This is a genomic window from Acinetobacter sp. COS3, from assembly GCF_000475335.1.
In the GTDB taxonomy this organism is placed as follows: Bacteria; Pseudomonadota; Gammaproteobacteria; order Pseudomonadales; family Moraxellaceae; genus Acinetobacter; species Acinetobacter venetianus.
The window spans coordinates 1-16,323 of sequence record NZ_AXCD01000006.1 but is presented as its reverse complement, the minus strand read 5'-3'; the positions used below and the strand labels follow the sequence as shown (position 1 = coordinate 16,323).

Here is a 16,323-nt window from a genome sequence, read left to right as displayed (position 1 = left end):
GTCTAAATCATGCAAATCACGCGTTTAAATATCGAACGTGTACGGAATCTAAAAGCGGTTGCACTCAATGAGTTGCAACCGTTTAATATTTTTTGTGGTGCAAATGGTTCTGGAAAGACCTCTATTTTAGAGTCAATTCATTTATTGGCGACAGGTCGCTCGTTTCGCACCCATATTCCCAAACATTACATCCAATACGATGCCGCAGATGCCATTGTTTTTGCGCAATCAGCGAATGAACGAATCGGAATGCAGAAGCTTGCGTCTGGTGAGCAGCTCATCAAAGTCAATGGCGATACGATTGCGACACAAGGGCAGCTCGCAAAGTTACTGCCTCTTCAGCATATTGATCCGCAAAGTACCGATATTATCGATCATGGTGCGAAACCACGGCGGCAGTTATTAGACTGGTTGATGTTCCACGTGGAACCTGATTTTTATTTTGCATGGCAATATTATTCACGTGCATTAAAGCAACGAAATAGTTTACTCAAAACACGGCGTAATTTAACTCTGGCTGATTTAGAGCCGTGGAATAAAATGCTCAGTGACTATGGCGAAATTTTGCACTCACAGCGTGTTGGAATTGTGGAGCAATGGAATCAGTTTTTCCAAGAGGATTTACAACAGTTATTGCCAAATCTTGAAATTGAGTTGGAGTACAGTGCTGGATTTCACACTGAGCAAGGATTACTCCAAGACCTCATTCAACAGCATCAAAAAGATCTAGATCGACGTTATACCGAGTATGGTCCACATCGGGCAGATCTGCGTTTAAAAACCCCTTTTGGTAACGCTGATGATGTGTTATCTCGGGGGCAAAAAAAGTTGTTAATCATGGCATTAAAACTGTCACAAATTGCAATGCTGCATGCGAGTAATAAGGAAACTGTGGTATTATTAGATGATCTGACAGCAGAGTTAGATTTAGCTGCACAGCAACGTTTAATTGAGCGACTGAGTCAGTTAGGAAGTCAGGTTTTTATGACAACCTTAGACCATGCGTCGGTATTAAAACACTTACATGATTTGTCGATTTCTTTTCAATTGTTCCATGTTGTTCACGGTCAAGTCAGTCTTGCTGCGCCATAATTTTATTTCCTCATCTTTGGATAGATTAGATATTTACTAGGGAGTAACCATGAGTTCAGAGTCTCAATCAGTCTCTCAAACAGAACAAACAAATGAAAAGGCTTATGATTCCTCTAGTATTAAAGTATTACGTGGATTAGACGCGGTTCGTAAACGCCCTGGGATGTATATCGGTGACACCGATGACGGAACGGGTTTGCACCATATGGTGTTTGAGGTGGTAGACAATGCCATCGATGAAGCTTTAGCTGGACACTGTGATGAGATCCTTGTGACGATTCATGAAGATGAATCTGTCAGTGTGTCAGATAATGGCCGTGGGATTCCAACTGACATTCACCCTGAAGAGGGGGTATCTGCAGCAGAGGTGATTTTGACCATTCTGCATGCGGGTGGTAAGTTCGATGACAACAGCTATAAAGTATCGGGTGGTTTACACGGGGTAGGTGTTTCGGTTGTAAATGCGCTCTCTAAAAAATTGCATTTGACGATTCATCGTGCTGGACAAATCCATGAGCAAGAATACGCGCATGGTGATCCGCAATATCCTTTAAAAGTTGTGGGGCAAACAGATACATCGGGAACAACCGTTCGTTTCTGGCCGAGTGAATTGACCTTTAGCCAAACGATTTTCAGTGTTGATATCTTGGCTCGTCGTTTAAGAGAACTTTCTTTCCTGAATGCTGGTGTACGTATCGTACTGCGTGATGAACGCGTGAACCTTGAACATATCTATGATTATGAAGGTGGTTTATCTGAGTTCGTTAAATACATTAACGAAGGTAAAACTCATCTGAATGACATCTTCCACTTCACTACAGATGCGGATAATGGAATTGGTGTCGAAGTCGCATTACAGTGGAATGATAGCTATCAAGAGAATGTCCGTTGCTTTACCAATAACATTCCACAAAAAGATGGTGGTACACACCTTGCAGGTTTCCGTGCTGCATTGACCCGTGGCTTAAACAGCTACATGGAAAATGAAAGCTTACTGAAAAAAGAAAAAGTGGCAGTCACGGGTGATGATGCGCGTGAAGGTTTAACTGCAATTATTTCAGTCAAAGTGCCAGATCCAAAATTCTCTTCGCAAACCAAAGAAAAATTGGTGTCGAGTGAAGTGAAACCTGCTGTTGAACAGGCAATGAACAAAGAGTTTTCAGCTTATTTGCTTGAAAACCCTCAAGCTGCAAAATCGATTGCAGGCAAAATTATTGATGCAGCGCGCGCTCGTGATGCTGCTCGTAAAGCGCGTGAAATGACTCGTCGTAAGAGTGCATTAGACATTGCAGGTTTACCAGGTAAATTGGCTGATTGTCAGGAAAAAGATCCAGCATTGTCTGAACTATATCTGGTCGAGGGTGACTCTGCTGGTGGTAGTGCGAAACAAGGTCGTAACCGTAAAATGCAGGCCATTTTACCGTTGAAAGGTAAGATTTTGAACGTTGAGCGTGCGCGCTTTGACAAGATGATTTCCAGTCAAGAAGTGGGTACTTTGATTACTGCTTTGGGCTGTGGTATCGGACGTGAAGAATACAACCCAGACAAATTACGTTATCACAAAATCATTATCATGACCGATGCTGACGTCGATGGTTCACATATTCGTACCTTGCTATTGACCTTCTTCTTCCGTCAAATGCCTGAGCTGGTTGAACGTGGTTATATTTATATCGCGCAACCACCTTTGTACAAGTTGAAGAAAGGCAAGCATGAGCAGTACATCAAAGATAATGAGGCGTTGGAAACATTTCTGATTTCAAACGCGATTGATGAACTTTCATTGCACATTAGTGCTGATGCACCTGCGATTACGGGTGAAGCACTTGCGAGTGTGATTGCAGACTATCAGGTTTCGCAAAAGAGCTTACAGCGCTTAACCCAACGTTATCCTGCAAGCTTGCTTGATGGCTTACTTGAGTTAGAAGCATTTAAAGCAGATCACAATGATGACCGTGAATATGTTGAAACTTGGGCTGAGCAATTGCGTGCTGCGATTGAAAAATTACAACCAAGTTTACGTCCTGAAATCACTTTAGAAGCGTTTGAACGTGAAAATGCGCAAGGTGAGAAATCAGCGCATTACTGGCCACGCGTTACTGTGTATGTGCATAACTTACCGCATTCATATTTATTGGATGCTGGTCTGTTAAATTCTGCTGAATATGCACGGTTGTTGAAAAACTCGAAGAGCTGGTTCAAGTTAATTGAAGAAGGTGCTTATTTACAGAAAGGTGAGCGCCGTATTCAAGTCGGTAACTTCCATCAAGTTTGGCAGCATATTTTGCAAGACTCACGTCGTGGCATGATGATCCAACGCTATAAAGGTTTGGGTGAGATGAACGCGGAGCAGCTTTGGGAAACCACAATGGACCCAGAGAACCGTAATATGCTTCAAGTGACCATTGATGATGCGATTGAAGCAGATCGTATGTTCTCATGCTTAATGGGTGATGATGTAGAACCGCGTCGTGCGTTCATTGAAGAAAATGCGCTCAATGCTGATATTGATGCTTAATCGATTTGTTTTAGTTTAAGGATGAATGCATGAACAAACGTATATTGATGTGTGCTGTGGTCTCAGGTTTGTTATTTCTGAGCCAAGCTGTTTCTGCACATCAACTTGAAAAGGATATGCATGTTTTAGCCAAAACCATGACTGCCTTTGCTCAAACAGATGACTTGGCTGAGGCGAATAAGCAGCTTGCTTTAATGCGTAAAGCAGCAGTCTCTTCCAAAGCATCTTTACCGCATCAATTGGAAGGTTTAGCGCCTGAAAATGATCAGGTTAAAAGCTATCAAGGTGGTTTAGATCAACTAATTGCTGAAATTGATGCAGTGACTGCACTGGTCGCAAAAGGGCAGTTAGAGGATGCTAAAGTTGAAGCTTTGAAGTTGGTCAAGCTTCGCAATGAATATCATCAAAAGTTCAAGTAATTTGCGTATGCATTGAAGCAGAAAACACGTTGCTGAATTTGATCGATAAAAAAAGAGCTTAAGATCTAAATGATTTTAAGCTCTTTTTTATCGAATGTAGATGTTTCACGTGGAACTTATGGATCAACAAAATCACTGACTTGAATCAGAGCATGTCCAAATAAATAACCTGCACCGACTAAAACGCTAATCCACAGAAAAGCACCTAAAATATTGTAAAGGACGAATCGGGTGTAATTCATATTGCTAGAACCTGCTGCCAAAGGTGCAAAGGAACGGGCAAAAGGAATAAAGCGCGCAAGAAGGATTGTTTTACCGCCATGTGTTAAAAAGAATTTATTGGTTTTTTGAAGATACTTTTGTTTGATAAACCGTGAATCCATATTGAAGATGCGATCACCAAAATGACGACCAATATGATAGTTCACCATATAGCCTAAAGCCGCGGCTACAAATAGTAAGCTAATCATATAGCCAAGATGCATAATTTCAATTACAGCGCACAATGCGCCAACGGTGAGTAAAAGACTATCACCAGGTAAAAAGAACATAAATACAAAAGCTGTTTCAGAGAAAATAATCAGAAAAAGAATTGCATAGATCCATAAACCATATTCTTGAACCAAGACAGGGAGGATATGTTCAAAATTAAAAATAAAATCTAAAGAATTCATTCAGTTTGTATGATTCCAAAAATAGAGTACTCACCAAATTGAAGTACCAAAATATTAAATAAATTTAACCCTCAGGATTTGCTCGAAAGTTATAACTTTACAATAATGGGAGCTGAGTATATCGAGCCTGAAACCAAAGCTCAATTTTCCGAGAAAATTATCGTTTTTACCTTAACTGAGTTTGTCGCTAAATTCATGACAACTTTATAAGTATTCAATGTACTTTTTAGTATCTTAAACATCAGCTGTTTCATAGATGATGAAAAACCCCATCATGTTCGCATGACATGATGAGGTCAGATCATATTAAGCTTCGAAAGAGCTTTCTAATTCTTCTAGTTCCATCATTAGCTCTAATAGTTGTTCTTCATGCTGCTCTAATTTCGCTTTAAGCTCAGTTTGCTCATTCATGAGCTTAATGAGGTCATCTTTACGATTTGCTTCATAAAGTGCTGTATCGGCTAATGTGTGTTCAATATCCGCTAAACGAGGTTGTACTTTTTCTATTTGAGCTTCAACTTTTTCGATGTTTTTTCGAATAGGTCGCGTCATTTCTCTACGACGTGCAGCTTCTTTACGCTGAGCTTCTTTATCGATTTTGACAACTGGTGCTTGCGTAGTCGAAGCTTGTTGTTGCAAAGCGTTTTGAGCGTTGATCTGTTGCTGTCGCGCTTCACGTAACCACTTCGCATAGTCTTGAAGATCACCTTCAAACTCAGCACATTTTCCTGCATGGACTAACAGTAAATCGTCACAAACACTGGCGATTAACTGGCGTTCATGTGAAACAAGGACCACAGCACCTTCAAAATCTTGTAAGGCCATGCTGAGTGCGTGGCGCATATCTAAGTCTAAATGGTTGGTTGGTTCATCCAGAATCAGCACGTTTGGACGTTGCCATACGATCAGTGCTAATGCTAGACGAGCACGTTCGCCACCAGAGAAACTTTCACATGGCGTATCCATACGCTCGCCACTAAAACCAAAACCACCTAGAAAAGCGCGCAGTGATGCTTCACTGATCTGTTTGTCCGCAATGCGAGCAAGCTGTAACATTGGACTTGCATTAGCATCTAAGGCATCCATTTGATGCTGAGCAAAGTAACCAATATTGAGCAATTCAGATGCTTTTCGTTCACCTGATAGCAGTGGTAAATCACCAACCAAGGTTTTAATGAGTGTTGACTTACCTGCACCATTCATCCCAAGCAAACCAATACGTGAGTTAGGCGTAATTTGCAGGCGGATTTTCTCAGCAATTATTTTATCGCCGTAACCAATTGTTGCTCCATCAAGACTGAGCAATGGCGAACTCATTTTTGTTGGTTCACGGAAACTAAAGGTAAAGGGTGTATCAATATGTGCAGGTGCGAGTTGCTGCATACGTTCAAGTTGTTTGATACGACTTTGTGCTTGACGAGCTTTAGTTGCCTTTGCTTTAAAACGATCAATAAATTTTTGTAGATGAGCACGCGTCTCTTGCTGCTTTTCAAAAGCCTGTTGTTGTTGTGCTAAACGTTCACTTCGTGTCGTTTCAAAAGTTGAATAATTGCCTGTGTACAGCGTCAATTCTTGATTTTCGATATGTAAGATATGATCGGTAATTGCATCTAAGAAATCACGATCATGTGAAATTAAAACCAATGTGCCTTCATAGGCTTTTAACCAATCTTCTAACCACAGGATCGCATCCAAATCCAAGTGGTTGGTCGGTTCATCGAGAAGTAATAAATCTGAACGACTCATCAATGTACGCGCCAAGTTCAAACGCATACGCCAACCACCAGAAAAACTCGCAACATTTAACCGTAATTGATGATCCAAAAAGCCTAAACCTGCCATTAGCTGTGCCGCTTTGGCTGGCGCAGCATAACCATGAATTTCATCAAAACGACCATGTAATTTTGCTAAATCATCGTTACTCAACTGATCTGGATTGGCAAGTTGTTCTTGAATGCTCCAGTATTCCTCGTCACCAGAAAGCACAAAGTCCAATGCAGGCATTTCTAACGCTTTAATTTCTTGCGCCATATGTGCCACCGTCCACACCGATGGGCGAGTGAGATTTCCCTCATCTGCAACAAGATCGCCGAGCAGGGCTGCAAATAACGTCGATTTTCCTGCCCCATTTACACCCGTTAAACCAATTTTCCAGCCTGGATGAAGCTGCATAGATGCTTTTTGAAAAAGAACACGGCCGCCACGGCGTAATGAGACTTGGTCTAATTGGATCATGAGTGTGCAAAATAGCGAATAGATAGCCGCATTTTAAGATGATCAGCTGTGAATGCAACTTTTTATCGAGTGTGGCAATTCTAAAACTAAGTTTTATGGAAAGAATTAAAATAGAGTAAAAACTCTATTTTTGTCGTGTAAATCAGATTATTATTTAGTTTATATGAAAAAATAAGTAACAAGACTACAAGTAGAGCAACAGGGTTTAAGGATGAACAAGGGATTTTTTGCACTGGGGGCAGTGTGCTTTTTGGGAATGAGTACACAGACAAATGCTGCAAGGGTTTGTGTTTTTGATCTTTTGGGTAAATCAGGTGAAGCTTATCAAGTCATGGAAGAGTGGGCGCTAATGGCTAAAACTTGGCGTACTGATATTGATTTGGTGAGTTATCAGAACGAAGCACAAGCTGAAAAGGATTTTGAACAAGGCAAATGCGATGGCGTGTATATGACCTCAATGCGCGCGCGAAGTTACAATAAATTTGCAGGGTCTGTAGATGCCATCGGTGCTGTTCCTAGTTATGCGATTGCACAGAAAGCCATTAGTTTTGCTTTGGATAAACGAAATCGTCATCGCTTATCGAGCAAAATTGGCAATCAAAGTTTTGAAGTCGCAGGTATTTCACAAATAGGTTTAGCTTATATTTATGTAAAAGATAAAAAGTTAAACACCATCGAGCAAATTAAAGGTAAAAAGTTTGCGGTTTTAGGTTATGACGAAGCACAGAAGATCGTTGTAAAAAGCCTAGGTGGTCAGGCGGTGCTATCTGATATTTCTGACATCGCCAAAAAATTTAACAATGGTCAGGCTGATATCATGGCAGCGCCAGCTTATGCCTATAAACCGTTAGAGCTTGATAAAGGTTTGGGTAATGACGGTGCTATCATTACCTTTCCCGCAGTGAATATGACGATGGATCTCATCATTCGTCCAGACAAGTTCTCCAGTAATTTTGGCGAAAACTCAAGAGCTTGGTTTTTGAGCCGTCTCAAAAGTAATTTCGCAGTGATTCAAAGAATAGAAGCAGGCTTACCTGCCAAATACAAAATAAATCTCAGCAATGAAGATAAAACCCGTTATCAGCAAATTTTACGTGAAGCGCGCATGGGACTTACCAAGCGTGGAATTTATGATGCAACGATGATGAGTGTATTAAAGCGAGCACGTTGTACTGTTGAGCGAACTAATTTTGAGTGCAGCCTTGGGGGCGAATAATTTTAATTTTTTGTGCGTTTGATCATTTTATTTTTATAGGGTAACGAAATGAAAAAGGGGTTATTTTTTTTATCTGTTTTGGCATCAATGGGGTTGATGAATCAAGTACAGGCAAAGCAAACAGTATGTGTATTTGATTTACTTGGCAAAGCAGGAGATACCTTTAAGGTCACTGAAGAATGGGCTGTGATGGCCAAAAGCTGGCAAGCTGATATTCGTTTGATTCCATATCAGGATGAAGCCAAAGCTCAAAATGATTTTGATGCAGGCCGATGTGATGCAGTTTATATGACCTCTATGCGGGCACGTAAATATAATCGCTTTGCAGGTTCGATTGATGCAATTGGTGGCGTGACCAGTAATCATGTTGCACAAAAGGCGATTAGTTTTGCGCTGGATAAGCGAAATAAGCGCCGTTTATTAGCAACTGTGGATAATCAGAAATATGAAGTGGCAGGTATTTTGCAGTTTGGTTTGGCCTATGTATTTGTACATGATAGAAATCTAAATACCATTGAAAAAGCCAAAGGGAAAAAATTTGCCTATTTGCATTATGACGTGGCGCAAAAGGTGATTGTAGATAGTCTCGAAATGGTTTCCGTTCCATCTGAAATTTCAGATTTTGTGAAAAAATTTAATAGTAACCAAGTCGATGTCATTGCTGCACCAGCTTATGCCTATAAACCTTTAGAAATTGAAAGAGGGATTGCTTCAGGTGGCGCAATGTTTTCATTTCCTGTTGTGAATATTACGGGAGATTTGATTATTCGCCCTGAAAAATTCCCAACTAACTTTGGGGTACGTTCAAGGGAGTGGTTTGTAACGCAACTTCCGAAAAGCTTTGCGATGGTGAAGCGCTTAGAAAATGAAATCCCTGCAAAATATAAATTGAAGCTGCCTAAAGAGGATGAGGTTCGTTATCAGCAAATACTAAGGGATGGTCGAATCAGCCTCACCAAACAAGGGGTCTACGATCCGATTATGATGAGTGTTTTGAAAAGAGCTCGTTGTACGGTCGAAAGAACCAGTTTTGAATGCTCATTAGGCGGAGAGTAAATCCATAATTTTTTGCAGAATACGTAGGGTCTGTTGACATTTCACCTTGCGAGCTTTCAGCTCTCATTGCGACAGAGGACATTTTTTAGACGATACAAGGCATGTTTTGCGAAACTTAGTCATTCTAAGTAAGCAAAAGATAACGCAGTAGCGGCAAAAATGCCCCTGTCCCGTAGGGTTATGGCTAAAACTTCCTTAAACTGCGTTATGAAACTTGACAAGGGGGGCGCCATTGCCTGCGTTTCACGCCTTGTTTAAGTCGTTTTAGCCTATAACGCAATGCATGGCGGAAATATCAACAGACCCTAATTATTTTACTGAAAGTGATTACGTATTAAGTCAGCTCATTTCGCTATTTGTAAAAATGTGATGAGCATTATTAAAAACTGAAAAAACCCGACGTATGTAGAGAAAAATGCTGGGCTTTTAATCAAAAGCTGACTATATTGATCTCTAGCTGATGGAAAAATATGCAAAAACAGCAAATAAGGGAAAACAAGATGAAAAAAGGACTTTGGGCATTGAGTGCTGCAACTCTATTTGTCGTGGCTACTCCTGTACAGGCAAAACAAGAAATTTGCGTATTCGATTTATTGGGTAAGGCTGGGGAGTCTTATAAACTTATTGAAGAATGGAAACTCTCTGCACAAACTTGGCAGGGTGATATTGAGTTAATTCCTTATCAAGATGAGGAAAAGGCAGAAAAAGATTTTGATGCGGGTAAATGTGATGGTGTCTATATGACCTCAATGCGTGCTCGTAAATATAATAAATTTGCAGGGTCTGTTGATGCTGTAGGTGCCGTAACCAGTAACGCGATTGCACAAAAAGCGATTAGCTATGTACTTGATAAACGAAATAGACATCGTCTTACGGCAACTGTAAATGGTGATAAATTTGAGGTTGCAGGGATTATTCAGGTCGGCTTAGCGTATATCTTTGTGCGTGATAAAAACATTGATACGATCGAAAAAGCCAAAGGCAAAAAGTTTGCCTACTTACATTATGATCAGGCGCAAAAAGCGATTGTTGAAAGCATTGATTTGGTTGCAGTTCCTTCTGATATTTCTGACTTTGTGAAAAAGTTTAACAGCGGAAAAGTAGATGTGATTGCTGCGCCTGCATATGCATATAAACCTTTAGAGATCAGCAAAGGTTTAGCAAATGGTGCATTGTTTGATTTCCCTGTGGTGAATATCACAGGTGATCTGATTATTCGTCCAAGTAAATTCCCTGCTAATTTTGGTGCACAGTCACGACAGTGGTTTATTAAAAAATTACCAAGTAATTTCTCGATGGTACAGCGCCTTGAAGCAGGGATGAATGCCAAGAGGATTACCCTGTCTAATGAAGATCGTGAGCGTTACCAAAAGATGTTGCGTGATGGTCGTATGAATTTAACCAAGCAAGGAGTATACGACTCTACGATGATGAACGTACTTAAACGTGCTCGTTGTACAGTCGAGCGAACTAACTTTGAATGTTCGCTAAGCGGAGAATAAAAGTGACCTTTTAGTTATGGCATATAAGGACATAACTAAAAGAAAAATTTTTATAACAAATATGTTTATAAAAAGAAGTTTAATTCATCAAGTGGGACAAAAATTAAACAAAGTTAAAAGAAAAATAGAGTACAAGCTCTATTTTTTTTCATAAAACATGATTAATATTTGCTTCGTACAAGGAGACAAACATAAAGTTTGTGAAAGGATGAAAAATATGAAAAAAATGGCACTTGCTATCGCAGCAACTTCAATCTTAGGTGTATCTGCTTCAACTCAAGCAGCTGTAGACGTGTGTGTATTCGACTTATTAGGGAAGTCAGGTGAATCATACAAAATGATGCAAGACTGGGCTTTAGCGGCAAAAGGCTGGGGCGCAGACGTTAACCTTGTTGCACTGACAGATGAACAGGTTGCGGACAATAACTTTAAAGCGGGTAAATGTGCTGCTGTAGCGATGACAGCAATGCGTGCTCGTCCATACAATAAATTTGCAGGTTCTATCGACTCTTTAGGTGGTGCACCAAGCAATGAAATCGCACAACGTGCAATCACATTTGTTCTAGATGCTCGTAATGCTGCAAAAATGACGACCAACCTTGGTGGTAACAAATACGAAGTTGCGGGTATCACACCATTAGGTGCTGCTTATATTTTTGTACGTGATAAAAACATCAACTCAATTGAAAAAGCAGCTGGTAAAAAATTCGCAGTATTAGGTTATGACGATGCACAAAAAATCATGGTGCAACGTGTAGGTGCTCAAGCTGTTCTTTCTGATATTTCAAACTTCGCTGCTAAATTCAACAATGGTCAAGTAGATATGGTTGGTGCTCCAGCTTATGCGTACAAACCATTAGAGTTAAGCAAAGGTTTGGGTACAAATGGTGCGATGTTCAACTTCCCTGTACTTCAGGTGACTGCGGATCTTGTCATTCGTCCAGAAAAATTCCCAGCAGGTTTTGGTCAAAAATCTCGTGACTACTTTGTGAAGCAACTTCCAAAAGCTTTCTCGATGATCAAACGTTATGAAGCTGAAATCCCAGCGAAATACAAAATGAAATTAACTGCTGAAGACACTTTAAAATACCAAAAATTATTACGTGATGGTCGTATGGATTTAACTAAGCGTGGTATTTATGATGCTGGTATGATGTCTGTATTGAAAAAAGCACGTTGTTCAGTAGATAAAGCGAACTTTGAATGTGCATTACCTGGTGAATAATCCAGAATTGCAAAAAAGCATACTTAAAGCCTAGATTTTTCTAGGCTTTTTGTTTTTGTTGTGTTGTCATTTAAGTCATTGTCTTTATTAATAAATATAGCAATCATAAAGACATAAAAAGCAAATGAAATCGTGAAGATTTAAAAATATGTTTTTAATCAGGAAGATTAAATACGATTGAATAGGAACATATATTCATTTGAGACCCATATCTAGGATTGAGTGGCATTCAGAATTTAAGAATATTCACAACAATCAGCATAGATGCAAAGGAAAAAATAAGATGCAATGGTTTAAAACTTTATTACTCGCAACAGGGATTGCTGCTGTGTCAGCAGGCACTCAAGCGAAACAAACAATCTGTGTATTTGATCTCGTGGGTAAGAGCGGTGACGTGTATGCCCTAATGAAAGACTATCAGCTTGCAGCAAAGAACTGGGGGGCTGATATTGATCTTCGTGTTGGCACAAATGAGGCTGTAATCGCTGAGGACTTCAAAGCGGGTAAATGTGATGGTGTCAGTATTACAGGGATGCGTGGTCGCCAATTTAACCAGTTCACAGGCTCTTTAGATGCGATTGGTGCGATTACCGATCTTAAGTTAGCTGTGAAAATCATGCAGGGTTTGGCGAGTCCGACTTTTGCCAAAGCCATGGTCAATGGTAAATATGAAGTTGTAGGTGTTATTCCAGTTGGCGATGCTTATCTTCTAGTGAATGATCGTAATATCAACACTGTTGCAAAAGCCGCAGGTAAAAAAATTGCGGTTCTAGACTATGATGAAGCACAAAAAATCATGGCTACACAAGTGGGTGCGCAAGCGGTAAGCTCTGATATTACGAATTTTGGTGCTAAGTTTAATAATGGTCAGGTTGATATTATTGGTGCTCCAGCTGCAGCATTTAAGCCACTTGAACTACACAAAGGTTTAGGCACGAAAGGGGCGATTGTAAATTATCCTATCCTACAAGTGACAGGAAATTTAATTATTCGTCATGACAAGTTTCCTGAAGGTTTTGGACAAAAATCAAGAGAGTGGGTGAAGTCGCAATTGCCGCGTGCATTTACAATCTTGGGTAAAATGAAAGCAGATATTCCACAGAAATATTGGATGGAAATTCCTGATTCAGATAAACCTGGTTATCAAAAACTTATGCGTGAGGCGCGTATCAGCCTGACAGCAAAAGGAATTTATGATAAACGCATGATGAAACTATTATGGCAGTTCCGTTGTAAAGAGAATCCGAAGAATTTTGAATGCGGTATGCAAGAAGAGAATTACAAATAATCATGTAAAAAGTCTTTAATCGCACTTTAAAGTTCAAATACAGACCCGATAATGAGTATGTTATACTTATATCGGGTCTTTTCTTTTTAAAGACATACTGAATTCTGAGGACTCTCTATCATGAACGCTCAAGCTCTTGAATTGTCGGATAATGCGGCTAAAAAAGTTCGCCAATTGCGCGAAAGTGAAGGGAATAACGATCTCATGTTACGTGTATATGTAACAGGTGGTGGTTGTTCTGGGTTCTCTTATGGTTTTAATTTTGCTGAAAGCGTCAACGAAGATGATGCAGAATTTATCAATGGTGACGTGAAAATGCTAGTTGATTCACTAAGTTATCAATACTTAGTTGGATCTGTAGTTGATTATTTAGAAGGTTTGGAAGGTTCTCGTTTTGTGGTGCAAAACCCAAATGCAACAACAACTTGTGGTTGTGGTTCATCTTTCTCGATCTAAAAAGATACTGCAATAAAAAAGCTTCTCAAAATGAGAAGCTTTTTTATTTCTTTTATATCGCCGTAATCGTTCCAAGAATACGCCCACCAGCAGCGCCAGTTACGGCTGGCAAATTACCACTTAACTGATCTACAAAACGCATTGCCAACCAAGCAAACGCTGTTGCTTCTACCCAAGTTGGCGCTAAACCGAGTACATCTGTGGTTTGTACTGACCAATTATGTTTACGTAAACGCCAGCGGAGTTGCTCAAGCAAATGCGAGTTATAAGCACCACCGCCACACACATAAACCTCACCCGTTGGCATCAATTCTTTACTTCGATAAATCGCTTTTTTAATCGCACGTGTGGTGAGTTTCATTAATGTCGCTTGTACATTTTCGGGTGTATCTTCGATCTCGTCATAATCAAGATCATTGCGCCAGTCGATCATTTGATCATCAAGCCATTCAAGATTAAAGTCTTCTCGCCCCGTACTTTTGGGTGGTTCGATTGCAAAGAATTCGTGGGTTTGTAAACGATCTAGCAATGAACGAATTGGTTGACCATACGCGGCCCAGTCGCCGTTTTCATCATAAGGATGACCTGTATGACGTTGGCACCACGCGTCCATCAAAATATTAGCTGGACCAGTATCAAAGCCGTAAACGGCTTCAGGATTATTAGCAGGCAGCATACTCACATTTGCAATTCCACCGAGATTGAGGATGACACGGTGGATACTGTCATGTTGGAACAAGGCTTGATGGAAAGCAGGCACCAATGGAGCACCTTGACCGCCTGCTGCCATGTCACGACGACGAAAATCTGATACAACAGGAATCTGAGTAATCTCAGTAATAATATTTGGGTCGCCGATTTGTAGCGTGAAACCATGTTCAGGACGATGGCGAATGGTTTGCCCATGTGAACCAATGGCTTTAATTTGCTTTCGGTCGAGCTTGTTATTTTCAATAAGTTGGTTAATGCCATGACCAATCATTTGCGCTAAGGTCACATCAGCCTTGCCCATGCGGTCAATTTCATTGTCATCAGGTAATGTTAACGCCATTAACTCATCACGTAACTCTGGCTCGAATGGAAGTGTTAAAGTCGCATGAATGATTAGAGGTTCAAATGAAGCTGCAACAAAATCAACACCATCCATGCTCGTGCCTGTCATTACACCAATATAGATTGCGCTCATGTACAACTTCCCCTGCAAGATGCTGAAAAAATGTTAGTATATCGCACAAATTGAATAACTGATGTGTTTAGGTTTTGTGATGTCAAATTTCTTGCCCGCCGAAGAACAGCTTGCTCTCATTCAACGAGGCACGCATGAGATTATTTCTGAAGAAGATTTACTGAAGAAATTAAAAGAGAATCGCCCACTCCGTGTGAAAGCAGGTTTTGATCCAACGGCTCCAGATTTACACTTAGGACATACCGTACTTATTAATAAGTTAAAAACTTTCCAAGACCTTGGTCATGAAGTAACTTTCTTGATTGGTGACTACACTGCGATGATCGGTGACCCAACGGGCAAAAGTGCAACGCGTCCGCCGTTATCACAAGAGCAGGTGATTGCCAACGCAAAAACGTATCAGGAACAAGTTTTTAAAATCTTAGATCCAAATAAAACCAAAGTACGTTTTAACTCAGAATGGTTTAATCAAAAATCTGCTGCTGATCTCATTCAATTGGCAAGCCAACAAACTGTTTCACGTATGTTAGAGCGTGATGACTTTACAAAGCGTTATAGCAACCATCAACCAATCGCAATTCACGAATTCCTTTATCCATTGGTTCAGGGTTATGACTCGATTGCGCTTGAAGCTGATGTTGAGTTAGGTGGAACAGACCAAACTTTTAATTTATTGATGGGACGAACCCTACAAGGTCGTTACGGTCAAGAATCACAGGTGTGCATTACTGTGCCGATTCTTGAAGGTTTAGATGGCGTAAATAAAATGTCTAAATCTTTAGGTAACTATATTGGTGTATTTGATACCCCAGGTGCGATGTACCAAAAAATTCTATCGATGCCAGATAGCTTGATTGAACGTTACTTTGATTTACTCAGCTTTAAGTCACTTGATGAAATCAAAGTTTTGCTTGATGAAATGGCAGCGGGTCGTAACCCACAAGAAATCAAACGTATCTTGGCGCTTGAATTGGTTGAACGTTTTCATGATGCAGAAGCAGCGGAAAATGCACATAAGAGTGCAGGCAATCGTGTGACAGAAGGCGAAGTACCAGAAGATACACCAGAAGTGACGATTTCTCGTGCTGAGTTTGGTGGCGAGTTGTTTATTGCAACTATTCTTCGAGTTGCAGGTTTAAACCCGAATGCTGCCGCTGCAAAAGACGCTGTGGGTCGTGGCGCTGTTAAAGTCGACTGGAATGTGGTTGATATGAGCTACTCTGTAAAAGAAAACGTAACTTTAATCATTCAGTCAGGCAAAAAAGCGATTGCACGTGTGACTTTCACCGACTAAATCGAAATAAAAATAATAAAAAGCAGGCCTAGAGCCTGCTTTTTATACGTAAATAGATGATAAAAACAACGAAAACAATGATTTTGTAGAAAAAAGAAACATGCAAAAGAAAATAATGAAAAACAGGGTTGCAAGCGTTGAGGAATGCTGTAGAATGCACAT

Annotated in this window: 13 protein-coding genes; 10 read left to right on the top strand and 3 right to left on the bottom strand. The window is 40.2% G+C overall.

Annotated features, from left to right (window positions below):
- The first annotated feature begins 9 nt into the window (after window positions 1–9).
- From recF to cybC, 3 genes are read left to right on the top strand one after another with little or no spacing between them, the layout of a single operon-like run.
- Window positions 10–1,092, top strand: a complete 1,083-nt coding sequence (gene recF / locus IO68_RS20595) for a DNA replication/repair protein RecF (protein WP_023012767.1) — start codon at window positions 10–12, stop codon at window positions 1,090–1,092.
- A gap of 49 nt (window positions 1,093–1,141) precedes the next feature.
- A complete protein-coding gene (gene gyrB / locus IO68_RS20590; RefSeq protein ID WP_023012766.1) occupies window positions 1,142–3,610 on the top strand; it encodes a DNA topoisomerase (ATP-hydrolyzing) subunit B in 2,469 nt (822 codons plus the stop codon).
- A gap of 29 nt (window positions 3,611–3,639) precedes the next feature.
- Window positions 3,640–4,029 carry a cytochrome b562 gene (gene cybC, locus IO68_RS20585; RefSeq protein WP_023012765.1) on the top strand — a complete coding sequence of 130 codons (390 nt, stop codon included), beginning with the start codon at window positions 3,640–3,642 and terminating at the stop codon, window positions 4,027–4,029.
- A gap of 116 nt (window positions 4,030–4,145) precedes the next feature.
- Here the strand turns inward: cybC and IO68_RS20580 are convergent, their stop codons facing one another.
- Both IO68_RS20580 and IO68_RS20575 read right to left on the bottom strand, forming a co-directional pair.
- Window positions 4,146–4,703, bottom strand: a complete 558-nt coding sequence (locus IO68_RS20580; RefSeq protein ID WP_004882253.1) for a VTT domain-containing protein — start codon at window positions 4,701–4,703, stop codon at window positions 4,146–4,148.
- A gap of 306 nt (window positions 4,704–5,009) precedes the next feature.
- Window positions 5,010–6,938, bottom strand: coding sequence for an ATP-binding cassette domain-containing protein (locus IO68_RS20575; protein ID WP_023012764.1), 1,929 nt, complete (start codon window positions 6,936–6,938; stop codon window positions 5,010–5,012).
- A 211-nt stretch (window positions 6,939–7,149) separates the two neighbouring features.
- On the opposite strand from IO68_RS20575, the gene IO68_RS20570 reads away from it, so the two are divergent.
- From IO68_RS20570 to erpA, 6 genes are all read left to right on the top strand, one after another.
- Window positions 7,150–8,154, top strand: a complete 1,005-nt coding sequence (locus IO68_RS20570; RefSeq protein WP_031234699.1) for a putative solute-binding protein — start codon at window positions 7,150–7,152, stop codon at window positions 8,152–8,154.
- 48 nt (window positions 8,155–8,202) lie between these two features.
- A complete protein-coding gene (locus IO68_RS20565; protein WP_023012762.1) occupies window positions 8,203–9,210 on the top strand; it encodes a putative solute-binding protein in 1,008 nt (335 codons plus the stop codon).
- Between the two features lie 500 nt (window positions 9,211–9,710).
- Window positions 9,711–10,712: a putative solute-binding protein gene (locus IO68_RS20560; RefSeq protein WP_023012761.1), complete on the top strand. Its 1,002-nt coding sequence runs from the start codon at window positions 9,711–9,713 to the stop codon at window positions 10,710–10,712.
- Window positions 10,713–10,929: 217 nt separating this feature from the next.
- Complete coding sequence (locus IO68_RS20555) at window positions 10,930–11,937, top strand: putative solute-binding protein (protein WP_004882261.1); 1,008 nt, start codon at window positions 10,930–10,932, stop codon at window positions 11,935–11,937.
- Between the two features lie 283 nt (window positions 11,938–12,220).
- A complete protein-coding gene (locus tag IO68_RS20550) occupies window positions 12,221–13,225 on the top strand; it encodes a putative solute-binding protein (RefSeq protein ID WP_004882262.1) in 1,005 nt (334 codons plus the stop codon).
- A gap of 120 nt (window positions 13,226–13,345) precedes the next feature.
- Window positions 13,346–13,681: an iron-sulfur cluster insertion protein ErpA gene (gene erpA / locus IO68_RS20545; protein WP_004882264.1), complete on the top strand. Its 336-nt coding sequence runs from the start codon at window positions 13,346–13,348 to the stop codon at window positions 13,679–13,681.
- 52 nt (window positions 13,682–13,733) lie between these two features.
- Here erpA and IO68_RS20540 read toward each other — a convergent pair whose 3' ends face one another.
- A complete protein-coding gene (locus IO68_RS20540; protein ID WP_004882266.1) occupies window positions 13,734–14,867 on the bottom strand; it encodes an anhydro-N-acetylmuramic acid kinase in 1,134 nt (377 codons plus the stop codon).
- 61 nt (window positions 14,868–14,928) lie between these two features.
- Here IO68_RS20540 and tyrS point away from each other — a divergent pair, with 61 nt between their 5' ends.
- Window positions 14,929–16,161: a tyrosine--tRNA ligase gene (gene tyrS, locus IO68_RS20535; RefSeq protein ID WP_007482103.1), complete on the top strand. Its 1,233-nt coding sequence runs from the start codon at window positions 14,929–14,931 to the stop codon at window positions 16,159–16,161.
- Window positions 16,162–16,323 lie beyond the last annotated feature (162 nt).